Below are 24,883 nucleotides of genomic sequence, written 5' to 3'. Positions count from 1 at the left end.
ATGCGAATATTTGTTTACGGCAGTTTACGACGCAAACAAGGCAACAGCCACTGGATGACCAACGCCCAGTGGCTGGGCGCTCATAGTGTCGACGATTATCAGCTGTACAGCCTGGGCCACTATCCAGGCGCGGTGCCCGGCGAAGGCACAGTACATGGTGAAGTTTATCGTATTGATGCATCGACGCTGGCCGAACTGGATGCGCTCCGCACCAAGGGGGGCGAGTATGCGCGCCACCTGATTCAGACGCCATACGGCAGCGCATGGATGTATGTCTATCAACGTTCCGTTGAGGGTTGTACGTTGATAGCGAACGGCAACTGGTTGGATCGCGACCAGTATTAACCATGACAGCGCCACCTTCGGGTGGCGTTGTTTTTTTCTGCGCCTACCTCTTACCAGAGCGGAAGATAATCCTTCGCCAGCCACGCTGTGGAAGCCAGCGTCGTCAGCGCGAGGAATAATAATCGTCGTGTTGGGGTGCTAAACATTACATGACCTCCTCGAGCGTGGTAGGAGGGGCAGCCCCCCGCAGGTAACGCCGCATCGCCGATCGCAGCTTCAGCCAGTCAGCCACCCGGTGTGACAATAACCAGGCCGTTGGGCCTATCAGCTCCAGCACCGCCAGTACCCCGCCAAAACAGAGTAACAATAAGGACAGCATGTCCAGCGAATCCTGAACCTGCCACCAGACGCGCCGGCCTGACTGAAGGGCGCTGACGAGTTCTACTCCGAGAAATAACAGATACATCACCAGCGCGAGGCCGTAAAACAGGTAATAGAGCAGCGACAGCTGTCGGCGTCCAGGATAGAGCGGATGGTTTTTTATATAAGCCGCGCCGTCGCTGGCATTGTATAGCGCATGGATCGCCCGGCTGTCGCGCTCGTATACGGCGAGGATGCGATCGCCGGTGGCAAGAAACGGCGGCTGACAACGGTAAAACACCGGATGCAGCGCGAAATTAGCGCAGCCTGCCTGCCACCAGAAGGCCAGCGGCAGGGAACCGCATTGTATCCCGAGGCCGTGATATTCGCGGGTTGGATTGCCTGCATACCACTTCTTAAAGTGGGCGTCGATGATGATGTCTGCCTGAGCGGCATAGCGTTCCGGCAGGGCTTGCGTAAAAGGCATTGCCGACTGGCGGAGGGCTTGCGTCGTGGCGGGTAGCGGCTGGCAAAAGGAGACGTCGCGTCGGCGGGCCAGCGCCATCTTCGCCAGCAGATCGCGCATGGCGGGGTGCCGTTTTAGCGCCGGGTGGAACAGAAGCTCGTAGAGCCCGGTTAACAGCGCGATGAAGGCCAGTATCGCGATAATGCCGCAGCCGAACTTTCCCCATTCTGAGGCGCTCACCATGAGCGGGATAAGGGTGATGATGAGCGTCAGCAGGCTGATAAACAGCAGTGGCCGGGCCCAGCGCTTTACGTGTTGACTGGGCTCAAGGAGCGTTTCGCCATCGCTGAGCCAGTGGATCCAGTAACTGCCGTTGTCCAGGCGGCGGGCGCCAAGATGCAGGGGCTGATTGATCTTCAGACGGTCAAAAAGTGCGGGGTCGTTAAAATAGCGTTTATCGGTGTAAAAGACATGCTCGCCGGCGATAAGGCGCAGATACCCCTGTTTTTCAGAGACGGCGGTCGTGAAGCCAGAAAAGTTAAGAGTGAAATAGCGAACGCTTTTCACGGGACACCCTCCATGGTGTTATCGCGGCAATCCGTGCCGCAATCAGGCAGGGGATGACCCTGCCTGAGACAGAATTACTTCTGCTTAGCGCGCTCGAAAGAGGCAACGATTTCGGCTTTCGCCGCTTCCGCGTTGTCCCAACCGTCGACTTTAACCCACTTGCCTTTTTCCAGATCTTTGTAGTGCTCAAAGAAGTGAGTGATCTGGGCTTTCAGCAGTTCCGGCAGGTCGTTCACATCATTGATGTGATCGTATTCTTTGCTCAGCTTGGTGTGCGGTACGGCAACCAGTTTCGCGTCTTCACCGGATTCGTCGGTCATCTTCAGAACGCCAACCGGACGGCAGCGGATCACGGAGCCCGGCTGCAGCGGGTACGGAGTCGGGACCAGCACGTCAACCGGGTCGCCGTCCAGGGAGAGGGTGTGGTTGATGTAGCCGTAGTTGCACGGATAGAACATCGCTGTGGACATGAAACGGTCAACGAACAGTGCACCGCTCTCTTTGTCGACTTCGTATTTGATAGGATCTGCGTTCGCCGGGATCTCGATCACGACGTAGATGTCTTCCGGCAGATCTTTGCCCGCAGGTACGTTGAGTAAGCTCATGTCTGTTTCCTTTAAAATGTATGGCAAACAAGTGCTCGGTATTATAGCCAACTCACATCGAATGTCTTCGCTTCTTTTTCCCGATCTCGCCGCGGAGTGCTCTGAATTTTGCACGCCATAATGACATGAAAATCCATAAACATAGCCACATCATGAATAAATTTATGTAACCGTTTTCATTGCATGTGATTGATTTATCAAACTGCTTAAAAAAACGTCACAAACCGCCGCTGCCGCGCTCCCCGCGAAGCCTTATCCGCTCTCCGCTGGGCTATTGGGCTGTAATTAACATCTCATTTACTTTTTTGAAGTGTGATGTAACGCATTCAGTTACATCACCGATTGTCTATAGTTTGTCCGCAGGTGAGACTTTAACCAACAATAACCCTACGAGGATACCCTTATGTGGAAGCGCTTACTTCTTGTCACAGCAGTTTCCGCAGCTATGTCGTCTATGGCGATAGCTGCCCCGCTAACCGTAGGTTTTTCGCAGGTCGGTTCTGAATCCGGCTGGCGTGCGGCGGAAACCAGCGTCGCGAAAGAGGAAGCCGCCAAGCGCGGTATTACGCTGAAGATCGCTGATGGTCAGCAAAAACAGGAAAACCAGATCAAAGCGGTGCGCTCCTTTATCGCCCAGGGGGTTGACGCGATCTTCATTGCGCCGGTGGTGGCCACCGGCTGGGAGCCGGTGCTGAAAGAGGCGAAAGAGGCCAAGATACCGGTCTTCCTCCTCGACCGTTCCATTGATGTGAAAGATAAAGATCTCTACATGACCACCGTGACCGCCAACAACGTGCTGGAAGGCCAGCTGATTGGCGACTGGCTGGTGAAAACCGTCGACGGTAAGCCGTGTAACGTCGTTGAACTGCAGGGCACCGTCGGGGCCAGCGTGGCCATCGACCGTAAGAAAGGCTTCGCCGACGCTATCGCCAAAGCGTCGAATATCAAAATTATCCGCTCTCAGTCCGGCGACTTCACCCGCAGCAAAGGGAAAGAGGTCATGGAGAGCTTTATCAAGGCGGAGAATAACGGCAAAAACATCTGCATGGTATTCGCTCATAACGACGATATGGCCATCGGCGCCATCCAGGCCATTAAAGAAGCCGGTCTGAAGCCGGGCAAAGATATTCTGACCGGCTCCATCGACGGCGTGCCGGATATCTATAAAGCGATGATCGCCGGCGAAGCCAACGCCAGCGTCGAGCTGACGCCGAATATGGCCGGCCCGGCGTTTGATGCGCTGGAGAAATACAAAAAAGACGGCACCCTGCCGGAGAAGCTGACCATTACCAAATCGACGCTGTATCTGCCGGATACGGCGAAAGAAGAGTTAGAGAAGAAGAAAAATATGGGCTACTGAGTGGCTAGCCCCTCATCCCGGCCCTCTCCGCAAGCGGAGAGGGTAACAGGCAGCGTTCCAGTAACCCCGGCAAGCAGAGCGCGAACCGGGGCAACCTGACATCATTTGAAGGTGATATCGATTATGAGCGCCGAGGCACACCAGGAGATCCTTCGCACCGAAGGACTCAGTAAATTCTTCCCCGGCGTTAAGGCGCTGGATAACGTCAACTTTAGCCTGCGGCGCGGCGAAATCATGGCCCTGTTGGGCGAAAACGGCGCCGGAAAATCGACGCTGATCAAAGCGCTTACCGGCGTTTACCATGCCGATCGCGGCACCATCTGGCTGGAAGGCCAGGCCATTTCCCCGAAAAATACCGCCCATGCCCAGCAGCTGGGGATCGGCACCGTTTATCAGGAAGTGAACCTGCTGCCGAATATGTCGGTGGCGGACAACCTGTTTATCGGCCGTGAGCCGCGGCGGTTTGGCCTGCTGCGGCATAAAGAGATGGAGGCCAGGGCGACGGCGCTGATGGCCTCCTATGGCTTTTCCCTCGATGTGCGCGAGCCGCTGAACCGCTTTTCAGTAGCGATGCAGCAGATCGTTGCTATCTGTCGGGCTATCGACCTGTCGGCCAAGGTGCTGATCCTCGACGAGCCCACCGCCAGCCTCGATACTCAGGAGGTGGAGATGCTGTTTACCCTGATGCGCCAGCTCAGGGATAACGGCGTCAGCCTGATCTTCGTCACCCATTTTCTCGACCAGGTCTATGCGGTCAGCGACCGCATTACCGTGCTGCGCAACGGCAGCTTCGTCGGCTGCCGCGAAACCCGCGAGCTGCCGCAGATTGAGCTGGTGAAAATGATGCTGGGCCGCGAACTGGACCACAACGCCCTGCAGCGGGCGGGCCGAACCCTGCTGAGCGATAAGCCGGTGGCGGCGTTCGAAGGCTACGGCAAGAAAGGCACCATCGCCCCGTTCGACCTGCAGGTCCGTCCGGGCGAAATTGTCGGCCTCGCCGGCCTGTTGGGTTCCGGACGCACTGAAACCGCCGAGGTGATCTTCGGCATTAAAACGGCGGACAGCGGGAAGGCATGGATCAAAGGCAAACCGCAAACCCTGCGCTCTCCGCATCAGGCCTCCTGCCTCGGGATCGGCTTCTGTCCGGAGGATCGCAAAACCGACGGCATTATCGCCGCCGCTTCGGTGCGGGAAAATATCGTCCTTGCCCTGCAGGCGCAGCGCGGCTGGCTGCGGCCGATACCCCGGCGTGAACAGAACGAGATCGCCGAGCGCTTTATTCGCCAGCTGGGGATCCGTACCCCCAGCGCGGAGCAGCCGATCGAGTTTCTCTCCGGCGGCAACCAGCAGAAGGTATTACTTTCCCGCTGGCTGCTGACCAAACCGCAGTTCCTGATCCTCGATGAACCGACCCGCGGCATTGACGTCGGCGCCCACGCGGAAATTATTCGCCTGATTGAAACCCTCTGCGCCGATGGTCTGGCGCTGCTGGTCATCTCCTCTGAACTGGAGGAGCTAGTGGGTTACGCCGATCGGGTCATTATCATGCGCGATCGCCGGCAGGTGGCCGAGATCCCGCTCGCCGAGCTCTCTGTACCGGCGATCATGAACGCTATTGCGGCATAAGGAGTAACTCATGATGCCTCGATCTCTTTCGCAAACCGGCCCGGAGAAGCGACGCTTCACCTGGCCGAAGGGCACCCCGCAGATCATTGCTCTGCTGCTGGTTCTGCTGGTCGACAGCCTGGTGGCACCCCATTTTTATCAGGTAGTGCTCCAGGATGGCCGCCTGTTTGGCAGCCCAATCGATATTCTCAACCGCGCCGCTCCGGTGGCGCTGCTGGCCATCGGCATGACGCTGGTGATCGCCACCGGCGGCATCGACCTGTCGGTGGGGGCGGTGATGGCGATTGCCGGCGCGACGGCCGCCTCGATGACCGTCGCCGGACACAGCCTGGCGGTGGTGCTGCTGGCCTCGCTGGCGGCGGGCGCGCTGGCCGGGCTGTGGAACGGCATCCTCGTGGCGGTCCTTAAGATCCAGCCCTTTGTGGCGACGTTGATCCTGATGGTGGCCGGACGCGGGGTAGCGCAGTTGATCACCGCCGGGCAGATCGTCACCTTTGATTCCCCTGCGCTGGCGTGGCTTGGCAGCGGATCGTTTCTGCTGTTTCCGACGCCAGTGATCGTCGCCGCTGCTACGCTGCTGCTGTTCTGGCTGTTTACCCGTAAAACGGCGCTGGGCATGTTTATCGAAGCGGTGGGGATCAATATCCGCGCGGCGAAAAACGCCGGCGTTAATACCCGCATCGTGGTGATGCTGGCCTATGTCCTGAGCGGCGTCTGCGCGGCGATCGCCGGGATCATCGTGGCGGCGGACATTCGCGGCGCGGATGCCAATAACGCCGGGCTATGGCTGGAGCTGGACGCCATTCTGGCGGTGGTCATCGGCGGCGCTTCGCTGATGGGCGGGCGATTCAACCTGCTGCTGTCGGTGGTGGGGGCGCTGATTATCCAGGGCATGAACACCGGGATTTTGCTCTCCGGCTTCCCGCCGGAGCTCAACCAGGTGGTGAAAGCGGTGGTGGTGCTGTGCGTACTGATTGTCCAGTCGCCGCGCTTTATCGGTTTACTGAAAGGGGTACGCGGCCATGATAAAACGTAATTTACCGTTGATGATCACCCTCGCGGTGTTTGTGCTGGGCTATCTCTACTGCCTGACGCAATTCCCCGGCTTTGCCTCGACGCGGGTGATCTGCAATATCCTGACGGATAACGCCTTCCTCGGGATCATCGCCGTGGGCATGACCTTCGTGATCCTCTCCGGCGGGATCGATCTGTCTGTCGGGTCGGTGATCGCCTTTACCGGCGTCTTTCTCGCCAAAGCGATTGGCTTTTGGGGAATATCACCGCTGGTGGCGTTTCCGCTGGTGCTGGTGATGGGCTGCGCCTTCGGCGCGTTTATGGGGCTGCTGATTGACGCCCTGAAGATCCCGGCCTTTATCATCACCCTCGCCGGCATGTTCTTCCTGCGCGGCGTGAGCTATCTGGTATCAGAGGAGTCGATTCCGATTAACCACCCGGTGTATGACACCCTGTCCGGGCTGGCATGGACCATTCCCGGCGGCGGACGCCTCAGCGCCATGGGGCTGCTGATGCTGCTGGTGGTGGTGGCCGGTATTTTTGTCGCCCACCGCACCCGCTTCGGCAATCAGGTGTATGCCATCGGCGGCAACGCGACGTCGGCGAATCTGATGGGGATTTCCACCCGCAGCGCCACAATCCGTATCTATATGCTCTCCACCGGGCTGGCGACGCTGGCCGGGATCGTCTTTTCCATTTATACCCAGGCGGGCTATGCGCTGGCGGGCGTCGGCGTGGAGCTGGACGCCATTGCCTCGGTGGTGATCGGCGGCACGCTGCTCAGCGGCGGCGTTGGCACCGTGCTGGGAACCCTGTTCGGGGTGGCGATCCAGGGGCTGATTCAGACCTACATCAACTTCGACGGCACCCTCAGCTCATGGTGGACGAAAATCGCCATCGGCATTTTGCTGTTTATCTTTATCGCGCTGCAGCGTGGGCTGACCGTGCTGTGGGAAAACCGGCAGAATGCGGCGGTGACGCGGGTGAGCGGGGCGGGGAGTCGCTAAGCGAGAGGCTCCTCCCGCAGGCGCGGGAGGAGCGGGCAGGGCGTTTAGGCGTCCGGGAACGACTTAATAAAGTTCTCGACGTCTTCCACCATGTGGTTGTTGCCGACGAAGAAGGAGCGGCGCTGGTGCAGGCTTTCCGGAACAATATCCAGAATACGCTCTTTACCATCGCTGGCCTTACCGCCCGCCTGTTCGGCAAGGAAGGCCATCGGGTTGCATTCATACAGCAGGCGCAGCTTACCATCCGGGTGGCTGGCGGTGCTTGGATAGAGGTAGATGCCGCCTTTCAGCAGGTTGCGGTGGAAGTCCGCCACCAGAGAGCCGATATAGCGTGAGGTATAAGGACGCTGCGTCGCTTTGTCTTCTTCCTGGCAGTACTTAATGTACTTCTTCACGCCCTGCGGGAATTTGATGTAGTTGCCTTCGTTAATGGAGTAGGTATTGCCCTTCTCCGGGAAGCGCATGCGCTCCTGGCACAGACAGAAGACGCCGAGGGACGGGTCATAGGTGAAGGCGTGGACGCCGCAGCCGGTGGTATACACCAGCATTGTCGAAGAGCCATAGACCACATAGCCCGCTGCCACCTGCTTGTTTCCCGGCTGCAGGAAATCTTCTTCTGTCACCGGCGTGCCAACAGGCGTCACACGGCGATAGATAGAGAAGATCGTACCGACAGAGACGTTAACGTCGATGTTAGAGGAGCCATCCAGAGGGTCCATCAGCACCACGTATTTGGCGTGTTCACACCCTTCGAAGACGACAATCTCATCTTCTTCTTCAGAGGCGATCCCGGCAACAATATCGCGTGCTCGCAGTGCGGCTTTTAATTTTTCATTAGCGAACAGATCGAGTTTTTGCTGAACCTCGCCCTGAACGTTTTCAGCACCGCTGGCACCCAGGATATCGACCAGACCGGCCTTGTTGATATCGCGGTGGATGATCTTGGCGCCCAGCTTTATTGCTGACAACAAAGCAGTCAGCTCACCGGTGGCGTGGGAGAACTCGTGCTGCTTTTCAACAATAAACTCACCTAACGTTTTCATAACTCGTTCCCTGCATTTTTATGTTGAGTAAAACGAACGCAACAATCTTAACAAAGAATCAAAAAAGTGCGCACTGGTGAATCGCGCCAGCAAAATACAGATTCGCCTGAAATGCATTTCGCCAGGGCCCGGGATATGGGTAAAATGTGCCCCGGATAAGAGAAGGAAATGACGAATGCGCATTCATATTTTAGGAATCTGTGGCACGTTTATGGGGGGTCTGGCCATGCTGGCGCGCTCCCTCGGTCATGAGGTAACGGGGTCGGATGCTAACGTCTATCCGCCGATGAGCACCCTGCTGGAAAACCAGGGGATTGATTTAATTCAGGGCTATGACCCCAGCCAGCTGGAGCCCCGGCCGGACCTGGTGATCATCGGTAACGCCATGACTCGCGGCAACCCGTGCGTTGAAGCGGTGCTGGAAAACAATATTCCCTATATGTCCGGCCCGCAGTGGCTGCACGACTTCGTGCTGCGCGATCGCTGGGTGCTGGCCGTCGCCGGGACCCACGGCAAAACCACCACCGCCGGCATGGCGACCTGGATCCTTGAAGCCTGCGGTTACCAGCCGGGCTTCGTTATTGGCGGAGTTCCGGGCAATTTCGACGTCTCTGCGCGCCTGGGCGACAGCCCGTTCTTCGTCATTGAAGCGGATGAATACGACTGCGCCTTCTTCGACAAGCGCTCCAAATTTGTTCACTACTGCCCGCGGACGCTGATCCTTAACAACCTTGAGTTCGACCACGCGGATATCTTTGACGACCTGAAGGCGATTCAGAAGCAGTTCCACCATCTGGTGCGCATCGTGCCGGGCAAAGGCAAAATTATCCTGCCGGAGAACGACATCAACCTGAAGCAGGTGATGGCGATGGGCTGCTGGAGCGAGCAGGAGCTGGTGGGCGAGCAGGGCCACTGGCAGGCGAAGAAGCTGAACGCCGACGCCTCGCAGTGGGAAGTGCTGTTTGACGGCGAAAAGGTCGGCGAGGTGAAGTGGGCGCTGGTCGGCGAACATAATATGCATAACGGCCTGATGGCCATTGCCGCGGCGCGTCACGTCGGGGTACTGCCGGCGGATGCCGCGAACGCGCTGGGCAGCTTTATCAACGCCCGCCGTCGCCTGGAGCTGCGCGGCGAAGCCAACGGCGTCACCGTGTATGACGATTTCGCTCATCATCCGACGGCGATCCTCGCCACGCTGCAGGCGCTGCGCGGCAAAGTGGGCGGCACCGCGCGCATTCTCGCCGTGCTGGAGCCGCGCTCTAACACCATGAAAATGGGCGTCTGCAAGGACGATCTGGCGCCGTCTCTTGGCCGCGCCGATGAGGTGTTCCTCCTGCAGCCGCAGCATATCCCGTGGCAGGTGGCGGAAGTGGCGGAAGCCTGCGTCCAGCCGGCTCACTGGAGCGCCGACGTCGATACCCTGGCGGAGATGGTGGTCAAAACCGCCCATCCTGGCGACCATATCCTGGTGATGAGCAACGGCGGCTTCGGCGGCATTCATCAAAAGCTGCTGGATAAACTGGCGCAAAAAGCGGCCGCGACAGAGTAACGTCCCGCCTCCGGTCACTGCCCTCCGCGTGAGGGCAGTTTTGTTTTTACCAACAGGGATGGTGTGATGCTGACCCGCGAAAGCGTTCTTTCTACCGACTCGCCCCATTTCGCCATGCTGGACGCGCTCTACGCGCGCGCCTTTCCTTGGCACGAGCAGCGCGAAAGCGAGGCCAAACGTCAGGCGCTCAGCAACGCGCACTACGCGCTTGAGGCGTGGTTCGATGAGGACGTATTTATCGGCCTCAGCGGCTGCTGGCAGTTTGCCGGCTACGGTTATGTCGAACATTTGGCGATCGACGATACGCTGCGCTCCCGCGGCTATGGTAAACAGCTGCTGGCGCAGATCCTGACGCGCGCCCCGCTGACCATTCTGGAAATCGATCCGCTGAGCAGCGAGATCGCCCATAAACGGCTGCGCTTTTATCAGTCGATGGGATTTCACGCTAACCCCTGGGCGCATCGTCATCCCACCTATCATCAGGGCATCGCGGATCATGAGCTGCTGGTGCTGAGCTATCCGCAGCCGATCGATGAGCGACAGTACCAGCAGTTTGCCCGGGATCTCGGGCACGAGGTGATGGGGCGGGAGTAGCCCGGCGCGGCGTACCGCTCCGGGCGTTCGGCTGGGGGTATTTTTACTCTTTGGCGATCGGCGTTTCGTTCTCCACCACTTTATTGTCGCCCTGAATCTGCGCGATCTTCTGCTCGACGGCGGCCACCTGGGCGCTGTCGTGCAGCAAGGTGTAGGTCAGATCAAACTGCGCGCTGGCGCCCGGCTGCAGCTGCTTCACGCGTTTTTGCTCGCGTTCAATGGTCACCGGATAGGCGTAGCTGGTCCCCGGCTCGATACCGGTGACGTAACCCTGTTTGACGGTGTCGGTGTTTTTCCACAGCGTCAGGACCGGCAGCTGGCGGGTGTCGAACTGAATAGAGGCGCCTTTATCGCCAGCCTTGTTGACCACGGCGGCCAGCGTCTGGTGATTTTCATCGGCCAGCGGCTGAATATTAAATACCATCTCGTCAAAGTCTTTGGTCGGTCCCTGATAGGTTTGCCAGGTTTTTAACCCGCTCTTGGCGTAATCATTGAACGGGCTGATGCTGGACATCGGGGCGAGGAAACGTGCGCCTTCTTCGAGGATCGGGGTACCGAAGTTGCTGTGGTAGATGATCTGATAATCATGCGGATAGTCGGCGTGATTGGTTAAGACATCGTGCAGGCTGAAGCTGTTACTGCCCGGGATATAGCGCAGCTCGGTCATGGTCTGCAGATCGGCTTTTTTGAAGGTGCTCTCTTTCACCAGCCCGCGGACGCGAATTTCATACGGCGCGCTGTCGGCCACCTCAACCTCCACCAGGGAGGCCGGCGTGTTGCCGGCCTTGCCGTGCAGGGTATAAATTTGCCCGTCCGCGGTGACTGGATGGCCGGTCCACTCATAGCCGCAGCGGACCATCATCTCGTTGAACCCTTCCAGCCAGCCGAGTCCGTTGCGGCTCTCCAGGTTGATAAACGCCGGGTTAACAACCTCTTTGACCGGCGAATCCCAGCCCATCCGGCTGCCGAAGCCTTCCACTCGCAGCAAGTTCATGCCCCGCGTCGGGCTGAGGGTGATTGTCAGGCCGTCTTTACTGCGAATGGTGAGGATTTTGCTGCCTTCCTGCTTGCCGCCGTGCAGGACTTTTTGCTCAATGCTGAACGTATGGTCTTTCACCTTCAGCTGATCGCTGCTGATCTGCCAGTTTCCTTTATCCATGCCCTCTTCAGCACTCGTCAGCACCCATGTTTTTGCCGCGGCGGAGCCAGAAACCAGCAGAGCGATAGCCGTCAGAACCAATGTCTTTTTCATTTTTATTCCCTTTTGCTGAATCGATTGTGTCATTGACGTGTGAAATCTACCGGCATGGGGGTGATTAAAATGTGAAGCGCCTCACCTGGTGAGAAAGTGGCCGTTTTGAAGATGTTAAATGCGATAAGTGTCGTATTATTGTGCTAAGGCATGATTAATTATCACCACAAGATGTGATCTGCATTGCTTTTAGCTTTAACGATTCAGCGGTGGTGAGGCAATAAACAAAAGTATCGTTGTGCGGATTAGGGGGACTCAGGAGATGCAGCGGGAACCCCCTGCTGGCGCGATGTTGGCGTTGTAGCTGGGGAAGGTAGGCCGGATAAGGCGTAGCCGCCATCCGGTACAACGCCGGAAACGGCGCCGGATACAGTTTGCCCGGCGGCGCTGCGCTTGCGCGGGCCTACGGTGTTGAGCAAGCGTTTGATAAATCAGGTTAAGCAGCCTTTCGTAGGCCGGATAAGGCGTAGCCGCCATCCGGCACAACGCCGGAAACAGCGGAGTAGCCCGGATAAGGCGCAGCGCGCCGCCATCCGGGTGACTTGTGCGGCAAAAGCGGCGGGGATTAGCCTTCGTTTTCCGCCAGTTCGCGCAGATACTGGAAGATCAGGCGCGCGGATTTCGGCGGTTTGTTGCCTTCTTTCTCTTTCTTCGCATTGCGGATCAGGGAACGCAGCTGCTGACGGTCAGCATCTGGCCACAGGTTCAGCACTTCAGCTACGGCGTCATCCCCGTCGTCAATCAGTCGGTCACGAATCTGCTCCAGCTTGTGGAACAGCGCAACCTGCTGGTTGTGGCGGTTTTTTAGCTTATCCAGCGCCTGACGAATCGGATCGACATCGCGATTGCGCAGCATCTTACCGATAAGCTGCAGCTGGCGGCGGCGACCCTCTTTTTTGATTCGCTGGGCGAGTTCGATGGCGTCGCGCAGGTCAGTATCCAGCGGAATTTTATCCAGCGCGTTTTTCCCCAGGTCAACGAGTTCAGCGCCAAGACGCTTCAGTTCTTCCGCGTCGCGCTTAATTTCACTCTTACTGACCCAGATAATTTCATCGTCTTCATCCTCGATATCATCACCGGGAACGTCGTCGAGCCAGTCTTCGGGCTGCTTTGTCATCTCAGGCTCCTTAAAAAAAGAGGCTAATGTTACCAGTTAAGGCGCGCACTGAAAAACGGTTCTCTGTTAGACTTCAGTTAACTCCTTCTTACATTATGGCATTAGCAATGAAAGTGATCTCTCAAGTTGCCCAGCAACGTAAGACGCTGGAAGAGGCCGTGACCACGGCGCTGGAACTGGCGGCAGGTAAATCCGATGGCGCAGAAGTCTCCGTCAGCAAAACGACAGGCATCGGCGTCAGCACCCGCTATGGCGAAGTGGAGAATGTAGAATTCAATAGCGATGGGGCGTTAGGCATCACGGTTTACCACCAGAACCGCAAGGGCAGCGCCTCTTCCACCGATCTCAGCCCGGACGCCATCGCCCGTACCGTGCAGGCGGCGCTGGATATCGCGCGCTATACCTCCCCGGACCCGTTTGCCGGCGTGGCCGATAAAGAGCTGCTGGCCTTTGACGCCCCGGATCTGGACCTGTTCCACCCGGCGGAGGTCTCCCCGGACGACGCCATTGAACTGGCCGCCCGCGCGGAGCAAGCGGCGCTGAAGGCCGATAAACGCATCACCAACACCGAAGGCGGCAGCTTTAACAGCCACTATGGCATCAAAGTGTTCGGCAACAGCCATGGCATGCTGCAAAGCTACTGCTCGACTCGCCATTCGCTCTCCAGCTGCGTCATTGCGGAAGATGACGGCGATATGGAACGCGACTACGCCTACACCATTGGCCGGGCAATCGAGGATCTGCAATCCCCGGAATGGGTCGGGGAAGAGTGCGCCCGCCGCACCCTGTCGCGCCTGGCGCCGCGTAAGCTGTCGACCATGAAGGCGCCGGTGATTTTCGCCAACGAAGTGGCGACCGGGCTGTTTGGCCACCTGGTCGGAGCGATTGCCGGTGGTTCGGTATACCGCAAATCCACCTTCCTGCTCGATTCGCTGGGCAAACAAATTTTGCCGGAGTGGCTGACCATTGAAGAGCATCCGCACCTGCTGAAAGGGCTGGCCTCCACGCCTTTCGACAGCGAAGGCGTGCGCACCGAGCGTCGCGATATCGTCAAAGATGGCGTACTGACCCAGTGGCTGCTGACCAACTACTCAGCCCGCAAGCTGGGGATGAAAAGCACCGGCCACGCCGGGGGCATCCATAACTGGCGCATTAACGGCCGCGGCCTGAGTTTTGCAAAGATGCTTAAAGAGATGGGCACCGGTCTTGTGGTTACCGAACTGATGGGGCAGGGTGTCAGTGGCGTCACCGGAGACTACTCACGCGGCGCATCCGGCTTCTGGGTAGAAAATGGCGAAATTCAATATCCTGTCAGTGAGATCACCATTGCAGGAAATCTGAAAGAAATGTGGCGTAATATCGTGACCATTGGCGATGATATTGAAACGCGCAGCAACATTCAGTGTGGTTCTGTGCTGCTGCCGGAGATGAAAATCGCCGGACAATAACACCTGTTTGCTTAAATAATAAAAAGGAAGTGAGCAATGCGTAAAAAACTGTTAGCGATGCTGGCTGTCTCTGCTTTTGCGCTCGGTTCAGCGTCGGCCTTCGCCGACCTGGGCGAAGACATGGACACTCTGGCAGAAAACCTGCAAGTGGTACAGAAGACCTCCGACGCCGGCGAGCTGAAAGCGGCGCTGAATAAGATGCGTACCGCCGCGGTTGATGCCCAGAAAGAGACCCCGCCGAAGCTGGAAGGCAAAGCGGCCGACAGCGCTGAGATGAAAGATTACCGTCACGGTCTGGATATTCTGATCGGCCAGATCGACGGCGCGCTGAAGCTGGCGAATGAAGGCAAGGTGAAAGAGGCGCAGGCCGCCGCGGAGGAGTTTAAAACCACCCGCAACACCTACCATAAGAAGTACCGCTAACTGTTCTTTTCGGGAGGCATCAGCCGATGTCTCCCGCCTGAAAACCTACCTGTATCACATTTTTCCCTTTTCTTTTTCCGGCCTTTCCGCAGCCGCGGGCGGCTCATTCGCGCGCATTGTTGTGATACGTCTCACGCCATAATTGCTGTTTTTTCATTTTTCCAGTGAATATGTGGTGTCGATCACGCCTGCCGTCTCCCTTTCCACTTCGAAGTGGAAAACAACTCGCTACAAACTCCCACCCCCCGGCGCTACTTTGATTCCCAGAGCCATCAGCGGGGTATCAGAAGTGAATAACGGAGCGGTAATACACGACGTAGGGGAGCAGGCAGCGCAGACCGAACGCCTGGCTGACAAGATGCTGCAGCAGGTTTTTGCCCTGTTAAGCCGTCACGGCATCGTCCCTAACGACGTTCAGGAGCAAATGCTGACTTCCCACGTGCGGGCGATGGCCCACCGGTCAATCAGCGGCGAACCGCTGCCGGAAGTGGATGCCAGCCTGTTCGAAGAGATTTCACCAGATTCAATGACGTTGGCCCGCGAAGTGGTCGCGCAGTTCGGCAACCTGCCTGATGAAGAGGCCTGGCTGCTCTCCGTCCACTTCGAAGTCGCAAAAGAAAACCTGTAAGGAGCAAAACATGGAACAAATCACCGTAGTTATTGGCGACCGTCTGGGTAAAGGCCAAAAGGTCGCCGCAGGCGCAGAGAAAGCCGGCGCACGCGCAGTGGTCGTCCCTGGCGTTGCTGCCGACATGAAGCTTGGCGACATGATGAAAGCGGAAAACGCCACCTTCGGCATCTCTTTCTGCGGCAGCGGCGGCGCCGGCGCCATCACCGCCCAGACCAAATACGGCTACAAAGCGAAATACGGCATGCGTTCTGTTGAAGAGGGCGTCACCGCCATCAACGAAGGCTGCAACGTGCTGGGCTTCGGCTTTATGGATAAAGAAGAGCTGGGTGAGCGCCTGGTAGAAGCCTGGAAAAAGAAATACGGCGCATAAGTATGAAAGAGCAATTCACCACCACGGTGAGGGTTGCCGGCAAAGGCGAAAGCAAATCACGGGCCTTCGCCGATGCCCTGAACCATGTGCAGGCTGCGGTGATGAAAACCTCATCGCACATTCTGCTGCGTATTGAGCCACAGGACGTGACGGTTGTTCATGCGCGCGAAGCGGTACGAAAAGAGGCCTTCCTGTTTTTCTTTTTGCGCCGTGAACGACGGACCTACAGCGTGGAGCTGGACGTCACCGTCAACGTGACCGCCATCGATCTCGATAAAGTGGATTTCGTCACGCAAACCTGATTGTTAGCAAAGGGTCTGACTATGTTCATGATAATTTTAATAAAATCGCTTATCATCGGCGGCCTGGTCGGCGTCGGCGTGGGCGCCGGAGCGGCACGCATGTTTCATGCCCCTACCACCCAGGGGATGGGGGCGTTTCGAACCCTGGGCGAGCTAAACTCCTGTGAGGGCGATCCGGCTTCCCACTTCTCCTTTGGCCTCGGTTTCTTCTTTAACGCCTGGGCCTCTTCCGTTGCAGCAGGCTCCTTCACCCAGGATGTTGACCACCGCATTATCCCCAACTGGGGCGCGGCGGCGCTGATGCTGAAAAATCGTAACGTCGGCGAAACGCTGCACGATCCGAAAAAAATGGCCATCTCCTGCGGCATCATCGGCATGATTGTCGTCGCCTTCCTCAACCTTACCGCCTCGTCCGTACCGGAAGCGCTGCAGGTGACCGCGGTTAAGGTACTGGTGCCGGCGGCAAACCTGCTGGTGAACACCGTGATGCCGGTGATCTTCTGGCTGGCGGCGATCGACGCCGGTAAAAAATCAGGTTTCTGGGCGACCATCTTCGGCGGCGCGGCGCAGCTGATTATGGGCAACGCCGTACCGGGGCTGGTGCTGGGTATTCTGATCGGCAAAGGCGTTGAAGAGAGCGGCTGGAACCGGGTCACCAAAGTGATGATGATGGCCATTGTCGCCCTGTTCGTCCTCAGCGGCTTCTTCCGCGGCTTCGACATGAAGATGATCGAATCCTTCCATCTGACCGTGCCGAACTGGCTGGACATGATCCACAACTCACTCAGCGGCAAATAACGGGAGCCTGATAATGGAACAGAATAAAGGTTTTTGGTATGCCGACTGGTCGTTCCCGATCTTCGTTGGCCTGCTCTCCTCCGGCGTCTTCGCCGGGACCCACATGTACTACCTGTACGGCATCGGCGCCTTTAACGAAGTCGCCTTCGTGGCGATGCTGAAGTCGGGGATTGATACCGGCGTTTACGGCGCGGTGGCGGCGTTTGGCGCCAGCTTCCTGTTCGCCCGCATCATCGAAGGGTCGCTGGTGGGGATCCTCGATATCGGCGGCGCTATTCAGACCGGGATCGGTCTTGGCGTCCCGGCGCTGCTGCTCGGCGCGGGCTTTGTCTTCCCGGTGGCGAACTTCGCCGCCTCGCTGGCAACCGGCCTGATCCTCGGCCTGGCGGTGGGCTACATCATTATTCTGGCGCGTAAGTTCACCATCAACCAAAGCGACTCCACCTACGGCGCCGACGTGATGATGGGCGCAGGTAACGCCTCCGGCCGCTTCCTGGGGCCGTTGATTATCCTCAGCGCAATGACCGCCTCGATTCCTATCGGGATCGGCTCGCTGGTTGGCGCACTGCTGTTCTACATCTGGCAGAAACCGATCACCGGCGGCGCCATCCTCGGCGCGATGATCCTTGGCTCGATCTTCCCGGTGGCGATTAGCTAATCGCCCGATGGCGCTGCGCTTATCGGGCCTACAGGTCAGCGCGATGTGTAGGCCGGATAAGGCGGTACGCCGCCATCCGGCAACAGATTCACTCTTTCATCAGGAGATAGCTATGTTTGATTTACTCCTGCGCCGCGCGCGCCTCGTCGACGATACCCTGACTGATATCGCCATTCAGGACGGGAAAATCGCGGCGCTGGGCGAGATTAGCGCGCCCTCCCGTAAAACCATCGATCTGCAGGGCAACAGCTACGTCAGCGCCGGCTGGATTGACTCCCACGTTCACTGCTACCCGAATTCGCCGATATATCACGATGAGCCGGACAGCGTCGGCATCGCCACCGGCGTCACCACCGTGATTGATGCTGGCAGCACCGGCGCCGACGATGTGGACGACTTCTACCAGTTAACCCGCAAAGCGGTGACGGAAGTCTATACCCTGCTCAATATTTCCCGCGTCGGGCTGATTGCCCAGAACGAACTGGCCAATTTGGCCAATATCGACGCCGAGGCGGTGAAGCAGGCGGTGCAGCGCCATCCCGACTTTATCGTCGGCCTGAAGGCGCGCATGAGCAGCAGCGTGGTGGGGGAAAACGGCATTACGCCGCTGGCGCGCGCCAAGACTATGCAGCAGGAAAACGGCGATCTGCCGCTGATGGTACACATCGGCAATAATCCGCCGAACCTCGATGAAATTGCCGAGCTGTTGAGTCGCGGCGACATCATTACCCACTGCTATAACGGCAAGCCGAACCGCATTCTGAATCCTGCCGGCGAACTGCGCAGTTCGATTACCCGCGCCCTGCACCGCGGCGTGCGCCTTGACGTCGGCCACGGTACCGCCAGCTTCAGCTTTGAAGTGGCGCGCCGGGCGATTGCGCTGGGCATTCTGCCGCACACCATCAGCTCGGATATTTACTGCCGCAACCGCATCGACGGCCCGGTACGTTCGCTGGCGCTGGTGATGTCGAAATTCCTCGCTATCGGCATGACCCTGCCGCAGGTGATTGACTGCGTGACCGTCAGCGCCGCCGAGGGGCTGCGCCTGTCGCGTAAAGGGCGGCTGGAAGTGGGTTTCGACGCCGATCTAACGCTATTTCGCCTGGAGCGCCAGCCTACGCTGCTGGTGGATGCCGAAAAAGAGAGCCTCCAGGCAGACAACATTCTGGTGCCGCTGGCCGCGATCCGCGCGGGCAAAGGCTATCTGACCGAACAAGGGAGCGCGGAACATGCCTTCGATTTTTGAAAAATACCATTTAAAACAAGTAATTAACACTTCCGGCCGGATGACAGCGCTGGGCGTCTCCACCCCGCGCCCGGAAGTGGTGGAAGCCGCGATGGCCGGTATGAACCAGTACTTTGAAATGAAAGACCTGGTGAATAAGACCGGCGAGTACATCGCCAGGCTGCTGGACGTGGAAGGGGCGACCGTGGTCTCCTGCGCGTCGGCAGGGATTGCCCAGTCGGTGGCGGCGGTGCTGGTGAAAGACAGCGACTGGCTGCTGGAGAACCTGCACGTTACGCCGATAGAGAATAACGAAATCGTCCTGCCGAAGGGCCACAACGTCAACTTCGGCGCGCCGGTCGGCACCATGGTGGCGCTGGGCGGCGGTAAGCTGGTGGAAGCGGGCTACGCCAACGAATGCTCTGCCGAACAGCTGGCGGCGGCGATCACCCCGCGCACCGCGGCGATCCTCTACATCAAATCCCACCACTGCGTGCAGAAAAGCATGCTCAACGTCGCGCAGGCCGCGGAAGTAGCGCGTCAGCATCATTTACCGCTGATCGTCGACGCGGCGGCGGAGGAAGATCTGCAGTGCTACTACCGCATGGGCGCCGACCTGGTTATCTACAGCGGCGCGAAAGCGATTGAAGGGCCGACCAGCGGGCTGGTGATCGGCAAAACGCAGTACGTTGAGTGGGTTAAACGCCAGTCGATGGGCATTGGCCGGGCGATGAAAGTGGGGAAAGAGGGGATCCTCGGCCTGACCTGCGCCATTGAACACTACCTGACGGCGAGCAAAGAGAGCGGTGAGGAGATGGTGACGAAGATGACGCCGTTTATCGAACAGCTCAACACCCTCAACGGCGTCACTGCCCGTGTGGTATGGGACAGCGCCGGCCGCGATATCGCCCGCGCCGAAATCAAATTCGACGAAGCGGTGACCGGCGTGAAGACCGGCGATCTGGTTAACGCGCTGAAGCAAGGCGAATACGCCATCTACTTCCGCGGCTATAAAGCGAATGAAGGCATTATCGAAGCCGATGTCCGCAGCGTTAACGCACAGCAGCTGGCGGTGGTCGCCCGTCGCATCGCGGAAGTTCTGCACAAGGAGAAACAAGCATGAAACTGACCCCAAACTTTTACCGTGACCGCGTGTGCCTGAACGTCCTGGCGGGCAGCAAAGACAACGCTCGGGAAATCTACGACGCGGCGGAAGGTCATGTCCTGGTCGGCGTGCTCTCCAAAAATTACCCGGACGTCGCCAGCGCGGTGGCCGATATGCGCGACTACGCGAAGCTGATTGATAACGCCCTCTCCGTCGGGCTGGGCGCGGGGGATCCGAATCAGTCGGCGATGGTGAGCGAGATTTCTCGCCAGGTGCAGCCGCAGCACGTCAACCAGGTCTTCACCGGCGTGGCCACCAGCCGCGCGCTGCTCGGGCAGAACGAAACGGTGGTCAACGGCCTGGTCTCGCCCACCGGCACCCCGGGTATGGTGAAGATCTCCACCGGCCCGCTGAGCAGCGGAGCGGCGGATGGGATTGTGCCGCTGGAAACCGCCATCGCGCTGTTAAAAGATATGGGCGGCAGCTCCATCAAATACTTCCCGATGGGCGGCCTGAAGCACCGCGACGAGTTCGAGGCGGTGGCCAAAGCCTGCGCCGCGCACGATTTCTGGCTGGAGCCGACCGGCGGTATCGATCTGGAAAACTACAGCGCGATCCTGAAGATCGCCCTCGATGCCGGGGTGAGCAAAATCATCCCGCATATCTACAGCTCGATTATCGATAAGGCCAGCGGCAACACCCGCCCGGCCGATGTTCGCCAGCTGCTGGAGATGACCAAACAGTTAGTGAAGTAGTGCCCTTGCCCCTCACCCTCAAAGGGTGAGGGGCAGCTTATCCCACTGAACCATCAAGGAGTTGCTATGCCTGTCGCTCGTCATCTGCTTGTCGCTTCACTGTCCCTGTTTGCCGCCGCCGCCGCCGCGCAAACTCACTATGCCTGGGTAGGCACCTATAATCCCAATGGCGAAGGTCTGTACCGCTTTACCGTTGATAGCCACACCGGCGCGCTACGTGACAGGACGCTGGTGAGCTCGTTGCCGAACGCCGCGCAGCTGACCGTCTCGCGCGATGGCAAAACGCTGTATGCCGCCAGCGAGGTGGAGAAAGGCGTGGTGCAGGCGTGGCGCATTGAGAAGAACGGTGAGCTGACCGCACTCAATCAGGTCGCCTCCGGCGGCGCCGGGCCGGTTTATCTCTCCCTGACGCCAAACGGTAAACAGCTGCTGGTAGCCAACTACGTCAGCGGCAGCATCGCCGTGCTACCGGTCAAAGAAGATGGTAGCCTGGGTGAGGCGGTGGACAGGCATCAGGATGAAGGCCCGGCAGGGGCCGAACGCCCGGCGGCGGCCGTCGAGGGCAGCTTCGCCATCAGCGATCACAATGGCCCGCACGCCCATATGATCGCCGCCGATCCCAGCGGAAAATACGTTTACTCTACCGATCTGGGGCTGGATCGGATCTATCAGTACCGGCTGGATAGCGCCAGCGGCAAGCTGACGCCGAACGAACCGCCATTTATCGCCGCTTCGTCGCCGGGCGCCGGCCCGCGCCACTTCGTCTTTACGCCAAAGGGCGACGGCCTGTGGCTGATTAACGAAGAAGCGTCGACGCTGACCTTCTATCATCTGGATCAGCAAAGCGGTCTGCTGCGCGAAGGCAAAACCGTCTCCGCGCTGCCGAAAGAGTATAAGGGCACCAGCTTTGCCGCCGGTCTGGCGCTGAGCAACGACGGCAAACAGCTGTACGTCGCCAACCGTCTGCATAACAGCATCGCCCACTTTACGGTGCAGGCCGATGGCCGCCTGAGCCACCAGGAGGATATCTGGACGCGCGGAGATTACCCCCGCACGCTGACCCTGGATACTCAGGGGCAGTGGCTGTACGTCATGAACCAGCGTAGCGATAATATTACCCGCTTCAGCGTGGCGCCGAAGGATGGCAAATTGACCTTTGTCTCAGACTACACGCCGGTCGGCAGCCCATCGCAGATGGTGATATCCGCCCAACCCTGAGCCGTAACCACAAGGAACTGACATGCGATTTCCCAACCAACGCTTAGCGCAACTCTTCACCCTGCTGCGGAATGAAACGCTGCCGCAGGATGAGCTGGCGCAACGCCTGTCGGTTTCCACCCGTACCGTGCGCGCCGATATTACCGCCCTGAATGCGCTACTGGCGCAGTATGGCGCGCAGTTTATCCTTAACCGCGGCAGCGGTTATCAGCTGAAAATTGATAACCCGGCGAGCTTTCAGACACTGGAGGAGACGTCGCCGAAGGCGCAGCATGTCCCGCGTACCGCCCAGGATCGCATCACGTTTCTGCTGGTGCGTTTTCTGACATCGGCGTTCTCCATCAAGCTGGAAGACCTGGCGGATGAGTGGTTCGTCAGCCGCGCCACGCTGCAGAACGATATGGTCGAGGTGCGCGAGCGCTTCCAGCGCTATCAGCTCACCCTTGAAACCCGCCCGCGCCACGGTATGAAGCTGTTTGGCAGCGAGGTATCGGTTCGCGCCTGCCTCACCGACCTGCTGTGGGAGCTGGCCCAGCAGGGCGGTATCGCGCCGCCGATCGGCGCCGAGGCCTTTGCCGCGGAGGTGCCAGCGCTGCTGGAGCCCGTGCTGCAGGAGACGCTCAACCGGCACCATATTCGCCTCACCGACGTCGGCGAGCGCTTTATCTGCCTGTACGGGGCGGTGGTGGTGCGCCGCGTCAGCGAAGGCTACCCGCTGGCGGATTTCAGTGCTGAAGATGTGGCGCAGAACGTCCGTGATGCCGCGCGCGATCTGGCGGGCGAACTGCAGCGGCTGGCCGGTAAACCTTTATCACCCGCGGAAGAAGAGTGGCTGTGCGTGCATATCGCCGCCCGTCAGGTACAGGACGTGGACCCGGAAACCATCAGCGCCGACGATGACGAAGCGCTGGTCAACTACATCCTGCGCTACATCAACAGCCAGTATAACTACAATCTGCTGGACGATGCCCAGCTGCACGCCGATCTGCTGACCCACATAAAGACCATGATCACCCGCGTACGCTACCAGATCATGATCCCTAATCCGCTGCTGGATAACATCAAACAGCACTACCCGATGGCCTGGGATATGACCCTCGCCGCGGTCTCCAGCTGGGGCAAATACACGCCTTATACGATTAGCGAAAACGAAATCGGTTTTCTGGTGCTGCATATCGGCGTCGGGCTGGAGCGCCACTACAACATCGGCTACCAGCGTCAGCCGCAGGTGCTGCTGGTGTGTGATACCAGCAATGCGATGGTGCGGATGATTGAGGCGATCCTGCAGCGCAAATATCCGCAGCTGGAGATCGCCGCCACTATTTCCCAGCGCGAGTACGAACAGCGGGACGCGATCGAGGCGGATTTTGTTATCTCCACGGTGCGGATCAGCGAAAAAGACAAGCCGGTAGTGACCATCGCGCCGTTCCCCACTGACTATCAACTGGATCAGATCGGCAAGCTGGTGCTGGTGGACCGCACCCGTCCGTGGATGCTGAATAAGTACTTCGATGCCGCCCATTTCCGGGTGATCGACACGCCGATGGATCAGCAAACGCTGTTCGCCGAACTGTGTCAGCAGCTGCTGGAGGAAGGCTTCGTCGATGCGGAGTTTCATGCTTCGGTGGTGGAGCGTGAAGCGATCGTCAGCACCATGCTCGGCGACGGTATTGCGCTGCCGCACTCCCTGGGTCTGCTGGCGAAAAAGACGGTGGTCTATACCGTTATTGCCCCGCAGGGCATCGCCTGGGGTGACGAAACCGCCCATATCATCTTCCTGCTCGCTATCAGCAAGCGCGAGTATGAAGAGGCGATGGCGATCTACGATATTTTCGTGACTTTCCTGCGCGAGCGCGCCATGAGCCGCCTCGCCACGACCCGCAGCTTCGATGAGTTTAAAATGGTGGCGATGGAATGCGTCAGCCGGTTTTGAGAGGCGTTTTCCAGATTCGAGTGTAATTCAAATGTAATGCTATAATGCATTACAAAATATCCCTTTCTGGAGGCATAATGGCCACGCTCAACGTTCGACTGGATGATAAACTCAAAAAAGAGGCTTATGCCGTGCTGGAGAAACTCGATATGACGCCAACGGAGGCGGTACGCCTGCTGTTTCAATACATTGCGGAAAATGGCCGCATGCCGGTGAAAAGTATGACTATCAGCGATAGCGAAGCGGCATTATTACGCACCGTCCGCGAGCGGCTGGAAAACCCGCAGCCGGAGGTGAAGGTGAGTCTGGATGACCTATGAACTGGCGTTTGATCCGCGTGCCTGGCGCGAATGGCAGAAGCCTGGCGAGACGATCAAAAAACAGTTCAAAAATAAGCTCCAGCAGGTTGTGCAGAATCCGCGAACTGAGTCGGCCAGGCTGAGCGATTTGCCGGATTGCTACAAAATCAAGCTTAAGGCGTCAGGTTATCGGCTGGTGTATCAAGTACGAGATAGGGTGGTGGTGGTTTACGTTATTGCCATTGGCAAAAGAGAGAAAGCGGCCGTTTATCATCAGGCGAATAAACGGCTCTAAACGCTATCGCAAATGATGCACGACCTGGTTGCTGCTGCCGCGCCAGATCAGCGCCGGGTCTTTTAAATCCTGCACAAACTTACCGTCGACCAGCACGTTGATCAGGTTCACCACCTGCATCTGCGCCTCATTCAGCTCATCCAGCTTATAGCCGGTCCAGACCCAGATATCTTTACCGGGGCATTCGGCGCGCACGCGCTGAACCAGCTTTAAGATCTCCGCGATGTTTTGCGGATGCAGCGGATCGCCGCCGGAGAGTGAAATCCCCTGGCGCTTGATGCGGGTATCGTTGAGGTCGGCAATGATGCGGTCGGCCATCTCGGTCGTGAAGGGCATGCCGGAATTCACCCTCCAGGTGCTTTTGTTGTAGCAGCCTGGGCACTCGTGGACGCAGCCGGAGACAAACAGGGTGCAGCGGGTGCCGGGGCCGTTGACAATATCTACCGGGTAGTACTGATGGTAATTCATTGTTTCCTCTTCTCATTTGCCGCTGCAGCGGCGTTGGCTGCGCTCGCTCGCCCGGGTCACTTACTCCAGTAAGCTCCCCGGGACTTACTCGTTTGCCGCCTTGCTACAAC

General features: G+C 58.4%; 27 protein-coding genes. 21 read left to right on the top strand and 6 right to left on the bottom strand.

Annotated elements, in window-relative coordinates; genetic code table 11:
- Complete coding sequence (locus tag ACLEXF_RS20420; protein WP_002886724.1) at nucleotides 1-345, top strand: gamma-glutamylcyclotransferase family protein; 345 nt, start codon at nucleotides 1-3, stop codon at nucleotides 343-345.
- A 145-nt stretch (nucleotides 346-490) separates the two neighbouring features.
- Here ACLEXF_RS20420 and ACLEXF_RS20415 read toward each other — a convergent pair whose 3' ends face one another.
- Together ACLEXF_RS20415 and ppa are read right to left on the bottom strand one after the other, a co-directional pair.
- On the bottom strand, nucleotides 491-1,678 hold the full coding sequence (locus ACLEXF_RS20415; RefSeq protein ID WP_109882776.1) for a hypothetical protein: 1,188 nt from the start codon (nucleotides 1,676-1,678) through the stop codon (nucleotides 491-493).
- Nucleotides 1,679-1,752: 74 nt separating this feature from the next.
- Nucleotides 1,753-2,283: an inorganic diphosphatase gene (gene ppa / locus ACLEXF_RS20410; RefSeq protein ID WP_002886766.1), complete on the bottom strand. Its 531-nt coding sequence runs from the start codon at nucleotides 2,281-2,283 to the stop codon at nucleotides 1,753-1,755.
- A 403-nt stretch (nucleotides 2,284-2,686) separates the two neighbouring features.
- On the opposite strand from ppa, the gene ytfQ reads away from it, so the two are divergent.
- From ytfQ to yjfF, 4 genes are all read left to right on the top strand, one after another.
- Entirely contained in the window at nucleotides 2,687-3,643 is a 957-nt protein-coding gene (ytfQ, locus tag ACLEXF_RS20405; protein WP_002886769.1) for a galactofuranose ABC transporter, galactofuranose-binding protein YtfQ, read from the top strand.
- Between the two features lie 123 nt (nucleotides 3,644-3,766).
- Nucleotides 3,767-5,269 carry a galactofuranose ABC transporter, ATP-binding protein YtfR gene (ytfR, locus tag ACLEXF_RS20400; RefSeq protein WP_407259955.1) on the top strand — a complete coding sequence of 501 codons (1,503 nt, stop codon included), beginning with the start codon at nucleotides 3,767-3,769 and terminating at the stop codon, nucleotides 5,267-5,269.
- A gap of 10 nt (nucleotides 5,270-5,279) precedes the next feature.
- A complete protein-coding gene (gene ytfT, locus ACLEXF_RS20395; protein ID WP_004206491.1) occupies nucleotides 5,280-6,305 on the top strand; it encodes a galactofuranose ABC transporter, ATP-binding protein YtfT in 1,026 nt (341 codons plus the stop codon).
- Nucleotides 6,292-7,290, top strand: a complete 999-nt coding sequence (yjfF, locus tag ACLEXF_RS20390; RefSeq protein WP_002886825.1) for a galactofuranose ABC transporter, permease protein YjfF — start codon at nucleotides 6,292-6,294, stop codon at nucleotides 7,288-7,290. The genes ytfT and yjfF overlap by 14 nt, the downstream gene beginning before the upstream one ends.
- 44 nt (nucleotides 7,291-7,334) lie before the next feature.
- Here yjfF and fbp read toward each other — a convergent pair whose 3' ends face one another.
- Nucleotides 7,335-8,333, bottom strand: a complete 999-nt coding sequence (gene fbp, locus ACLEXF_RS20385) for a class 1 fructose-bisphosphatase (protein ID WP_004206493.1) — start codon at nucleotides 8,331-8,333, stop codon at nucleotides 7,335-7,337.
- A gap of 175 nt (nucleotides 8,334-8,508) precedes the next feature.
- Between fbp and mpl the strand changes: the two genes are divergently transcribed.
- On the top strand, nucleotides 8,509-9,882 hold the full coding sequence (gene mpl / locus ACLEXF_RS20380) for a UDP-N-acetylmuramate:L-alanyl-gamma-D-glutamyl-meso-diaminopimelate ligase (RefSeq protein ID WP_048296492.1): 1,374 nt from the start codon (nucleotides 8,509-8,511) through the stop codon (nucleotides 9,880-9,882).
- Between the two features lie 66 nt (nucleotides 9,883-9,948).
- The gene (locus ACLEXF_RS20375; RefSeq protein WP_064151128.1) at nucleotides 9,949-10,476 is read left to right on the top strand and encodes a GNAT family N-acetyltransferase; all 528 of its coding nucleotides are present in this window, start codon (nucleotides 9,949-9,951) and stop codon (nucleotides 10,474-10,476) included.
- Nucleotides 10,477-10,519: 43 nt separating this feature from the next.
- Here ACLEXF_RS20375 and ACLEXF_RS20370 read toward each other — a convergent pair whose 3' ends face one another.
- Together ACLEXF_RS20370 and yjgA are read right to left on the bottom strand one after the other, a co-directional pair.
- On the bottom strand, nucleotides 10,520-11,728 hold the full coding sequence (locus ACLEXF_RS20370; RefSeq protein WP_017900577.1) for an aldose 1-epimerase family protein: 1,209 nt from the start codon (nucleotides 11,726-11,728) through the stop codon (nucleotides 10,520-10,522).
- A gap of 565 nt (nucleotides 11,729-12,293) precedes the next feature.
- Nucleotides 12,294-12,845 carry a ribosome biogenesis factor YjgA gene (yjgA, locus tag ACLEXF_RS20365; protein WP_004206498.1) on the bottom strand — a complete coding sequence of 184 codons (552 nt, stop codon included), beginning with the start codon at nucleotides 12,843-12,845 and terminating at the stop codon, nucleotides 12,294-12,296.
- Nucleotides 12,846-12,940: 95 nt separating this feature from the next.
- Here yjgA and pmbA point away from each other — a divergent pair, with 95 nt between their 5' ends.
- From pmbA to ACLEXF_RS20295, 14 genes are all read left to right on the top strand, one after another.
- Nucleotides 12,941-14,293: a metalloprotease PmbA gene (pmbA, locus tag ACLEXF_RS20360; protein ID WP_017900576.1), complete on the top strand. Its 1,353-nt coding sequence runs from the start codon at nucleotides 12,941-12,943 to the stop codon at nucleotides 14,291-14,293.
- A gap of 36 nt (nucleotides 14,294-14,329) precedes the next feature.
- Nucleotides 14,330-14,716 carry a cytochrome b562 gene (cybC, locus tag ACLEXF_RS20355; protein WP_002886893.1) on the top strand — a complete coding sequence of 129 codons (387 nt, stop codon included), beginning with the start codon at nucleotides 14,330-14,332 and terminating at the stop codon, nucleotides 14,714-14,716.
- Nucleotides 14,717-15,005: 289 nt separating this feature from the next.
- A complete protein-coding gene (locus tag ACLEXF_RS20350) occupies nucleotides 15,006-15,344 on the top strand; it encodes a PRD domain-containing protein (RefSeq protein WP_004206500.1) in 339 nt (112 codons plus the stop codon).
- Nucleotides 15,345-15,354: 10 nt separating this feature from the next.
- On the top strand, nucleotides 15,355-15,717 hold the full coding sequence (locus tag ACLEXF_RS20345) for an SFCGS family glycine-rich protein (RefSeq protein ID WP_004206501.1): 363 nt from the start codon (nucleotides 15,355-15,357) through the stop codon (nucleotides 15,715-15,717).
- A 2-nt stretch (nucleotides 15,718-15,719) separates the two neighbouring features.
- Complete coding sequence (locus ACLEXF_RS20340) at nucleotides 15,720-16,019, top strand: DUF4312 family protein (protein ID WP_004206503.1); 300 nt, start codon at nucleotides 15,720-15,722, stop codon at nucleotides 16,017-16,019.
- 21 nt (nucleotides 16,020-16,040) lie between these two features.
- On the top strand, nucleotides 16,041-16,817 hold the full coding sequence (locus tag ACLEXF_RS20335) for a DUF4311 domain-containing protein (RefSeq protein WP_423265808.1): 777 nt from the start codon (nucleotides 16,041-16,043) through the stop codon (nucleotides 16,815-16,817).
- A gap of 13 nt (nucleotides 16,818-16,830) precedes the next feature.
- Nucleotides 16,831-17,475 (top strand): DUF4310 family protein, encoded by a 645-nt coding sequence (locus tag ACLEXF_RS20330; RefSeq protein WP_004206504.1) that lies wholly within the window; start codon nucleotides 16,831-16,833, stop codon nucleotides 17,473-17,475.
- A 112-nt stretch (nucleotides 17,476-17,587) separates the two neighbouring features.
- Nucleotides 17,588-18,721 (top strand): amidohydrolase/deacetylase family metallohydrolase, encoded by a 1,134-nt coding sequence (locus ACLEXF_RS20325; protein ID WP_407259954.1) that lies wholly within the window; start codon nucleotides 17,588-17,590, stop codon nucleotides 18,719-18,721.
- A complete protein-coding gene (locus tag ACLEXF_RS20320; protein ID WP_048294063.1) occupies nucleotides 18,705-19,823 on the top strand; it encodes a DgaE family pyridoxal phosphate-dependent ammonia lyase in 1,119 nt (372 codons plus the stop codon). The genes ACLEXF_RS20325 and ACLEXF_RS20320 overlap by 17 nt, the downstream gene beginning before the upstream one ends.
- Complete coding sequence (gene dagF / locus ACLEXF_RS20315; RefSeq protein WP_017900574.1) at nucleotides 19,820-20,560, top strand: 2-dehydro-3-deoxy-phosphogluconate aldolase; 741 nt, start codon at nucleotides 19,820-19,822, stop codon at nucleotides 20,558-20,560. Before ACLEXF_RS20320 ends, dagF begins: the two co-directional genes overlap by 4 nt.
- Nucleotides 20,561-20,626: 66 nt before the next feature.
- Complete coding sequence (locus ACLEXF_RS20310) at nucleotides 20,627-21,778, top strand: lactonase family protein (protein WP_087832357.1); 1,152 nt, start codon at nucleotides 20,627-20,629, stop codon at nucleotides 21,776-21,778.
- A 22-nt stretch (nucleotides 21,779-21,800) separates the two neighbouring features.
- A complete protein-coding gene (locus tag ACLEXF_RS20305) occupies nucleotides 21,801-23,711 on the top strand; it encodes a BglG family transcription antiterminator (RefSeq protein WP_200541779.1) in 1,911 nt (636 codons plus the stop codon).
- Between the two features lie 77 nt (nucleotides 23,712-23,788).
- Nucleotides 23,789-24,031 (top strand): type II toxin-antitoxin system RelB/DinJ family antitoxin, encoded by a 243-nt coding sequence (locus ACLEXF_RS20300; protein ID WP_023291757.1) that lies wholly within the window; start codon nucleotides 23,789-23,791, stop codon nucleotides 24,029-24,031.
- Complete coding sequence (locus ACLEXF_RS20295) at nucleotides 24,021-24,305, top strand: type II toxin-antitoxin system RelE family toxin (protein ID WP_407259953.1); 285 nt, start codon at nucleotides 24,021-24,023, stop codon at nucleotides 24,303-24,305. The genes ACLEXF_RS20300 and ACLEXF_RS20295 overlap by 11 nt, the downstream gene beginning before the upstream one ends.
- A 3-nt stretch (nucleotides 24,306-24,308) precedes the next feature.
- Here the strand turns inward: ACLEXF_RS20295 and nrdG are convergent, their stop codons facing one another.
- Nucleotides 24,309-24,773 carry an anaerobic ribonucleoside-triphosphate reductase-activating protein gene (nrdG, locus tag ACLEXF_RS20290; RefSeq protein WP_061155975.1) on the bottom strand — a complete coding sequence of 155 codons (465 nt, stop codon included), beginning with the start codon at nucleotides 24,771-24,773 and terminating at the stop codon, nucleotides 24,309-24,311.
- Nucleotides 24,774-24,883 lie beyond the last annotated feature (110 nt).

The sequence above is a fragment of the Klebsiella pneumoniae complex sp. WS1778 genome, assembly GCF_049472055.1.
GTDB lineage: Bacteria > Pseudomonadota > Gammaproteobacteria > Enterobacterales > Enterobacteriaceae > Klebsiella > Klebsiella quasipneumoniae.
The sequence above is the reverse complement of the archived record's forward strand: the minus strand, read 5'-3'. Positions and strand labels throughout refer to the sequence as shown.

Bases quoted from the DNA above. Each gene is read 5' to 3' on its own strand.
- ACLEXF_RS20420 (WP_002886724.1), top strand. From the start codon at position 1: ATGCGAATATTTGTTTACGGCAGTTTACGACGCAAACAAGGCAACAGC.
- ppa (WP_002886766.1), bottom strand. From the start codon at position 2,283: ATGAGCTTACTCAACGTACCTGCGGGCAAAGATCTGCCGGAAGACATC.
- ytfQ (WP_002886769.1), top strand. From the start codon at position 2,687: ATGTGGAAGCGCTTACTTCTTGTCACAGCAGTTTCCGCAGCTATGTCG.
- ytfR (WP_407259955.1), top strand. From the start codon at position 3,767: ATGAGCGCCGAGGCACACCAGGAGATCCTTCGCACCGAAGGACTCAGT.
- ytfT (WP_004206491.1), top strand. From the start codon at position 5,280: ATGATGCCTCGATCTCTTTCGCAAACCGGCCCGGAGAAGCGACGCTTC.
- yjfF (WP_002886825.1), top strand. From the start codon at position 6,292: ATGATAAAACGTAATTTACCGTTGATGATCACCCTCGCGGTGTTTGTG.
- fbp (WP_004206493.1), bottom strand. From the start codon at position 8,333: ATGAAAACGTTAGGTGAGTTTATTGTTGAAAAGCAGCACGAGTTCTCC.
- mpl (WP_048296492.1), top strand. From the start codon at position 8,509: ATGCGCATTCATATTTTAGGAATCTGTGGCACGTTTATGGGGGGTCTG.
- ACLEXF_RS20375 (WP_064151128.1), top strand. From the start codon at position 9,949: ATGCTGACCCGCGAAAGCGTTCTTTCTACCGACTCGCCCCATTTCGCC.
- ACLEXF_RS20370 (WP_017900577.1), bottom strand. From the start codon at position 11,728: ATGAAAAAGACATTGGTTCTGACGGCTATCGCTCTGCTGGTTTCTGGC.
- yjgA (WP_004206498.1), bottom strand. From the start codon at position 12,845: ATGACAAAGCAGCCCGAAGACTGGCTCGACGACGTTCCCGGTGATGAT.
- pmbA (WP_017900576.1), top strand. From the start codon at position 12,941: ATGGCATTAGCAATGAAAGTGATCTCTCAAGTTGCCCAGCAACGTAAG.
- cybC (WP_002886893.1), top strand. From the start codon at position 14,330: ATGCGTAAAAAACTGTTAGCGATGCTGGCTGTCTCTGCTTTTGCGCTC.
- ACLEXF_RS20345 (WP_004206501.1), top strand. From the start codon at position 15,355: ATGGAACAAATCACCGTAGTTATTGGCGACCGTCTGGGTAAAGGCCAA.
- ACLEXF_RS20340 (WP_004206503.1), top strand. From the start codon at position 15,720: ATGAAAGAGCAATTCACCACCACGGTGAGGGTTGCCGGCAAAGGCGAA.
- ACLEXF_RS20335 (WP_423265808.1), top strand. From the start codon at position 16,041: ATGTTCATGATAATTTTAATAAAATCGCTTATCATCGGCGGCCTGGTC.
- ACLEXF_RS20330 (WP_004206504.1), top strand. From the start codon at position 16,831: ATGGAACAGAATAAAGGTTTTTGGTATGCCGACTGGTCGTTCCCGATC.
- ACLEXF_RS20325 (WP_407259954.1), top strand. From the start codon at position 17,588: ATGTTTGATTTACTCCTGCGCCGCGCGCGCCTCGTCGACGATACCCTG.
- ACLEXF_RS20320 (WP_048294063.1), top strand. From the start codon at position 18,705: ATGCCTTCGATTTTTGAAAAATACCATTTAAAACAAGTAATTAACACT.
- dagF (WP_017900574.1), top strand. From the start codon at position 19,820: ATGAAACTGACCCCAAACTTTTACCGTGACCGCGTGTGCCTGAACGTC.
- ACLEXF_RS20310 (WP_087832357.1), top strand. From the start codon at position 20,627: ATGCCTGTCGCTCGTCATCTGCTTGTCGCTTCACTGTCCCTGTTTGCC.
- ACLEXF_RS20305 (WP_200541779.1), top strand. From the start codon at position 21,801: ATGCGATTTCCCAACCAACGCTTAGCGCAACTCTTCACCCTGCTGCGG.
- ACLEXF_RS20300 (WP_023291757.1), top strand. From the start codon at position 23,789: ATGGCCACGCTCAACGTTCGACTGGATGATAAACTCAAAAAAGAGGCT.
- ACLEXF_RS20295 (WP_407259953.1), top strand. From the start codon at position 24,021: ATGACCTATGAACTGGCGTTTGATCCGCGTGCCTGGCGCGAATGGCAG.
- nrdG (WP_061155975.1), bottom strand. From the start codon at position 24,773: ATGAATTACCATCAGTACTACCCGGTAGATATTGTCAACGGCCCCGGC.